This is a genomic window from Peribacillus sp. SIMBA_075, assembly GCF_046534585.1.
Map to the genome: position 1 here is coordinate 1 of NZ_JAWRYN010000856.1, position 262 is coordinate 262.

At 46.6% G+C, this 262-nt stretch carries 1 protein-coding gene; it reads left to right on the plus strand.

Annotated features, from left to right (window positions below):
• Positions 1-262: AMP-binding protein (locus tag SB775_RS30665; protein ID WP_410865034.1), on the plus strand; the 262-nt coding region annotated here is incomplete at both ends.

Genomic DNA, 262 nt, shown 5'->3' on the forward strand with positions numbered 1-262 from the left:
ATTGCGGTCATGGATGATCAAAGGAAGCTCACCTATCGCGAGCTTGATGACATGTCAAATGCACTCAGCAGTGAACTGAAGATTAGAGGCGTAGAGAAAGAAAGTACTGTGGCGCTCATCCTTGATCGCTCTGTTTATGTCATCGTCTCAATGCTCGGTGTGATGAAAGCAGGAGGTGCATTCGTACCAATTGATCCGGCTTTTCCTGCCGAACGTATCCGCTATACATTAGAAGATTCAGGTGCACAAGTCATCGTCACAA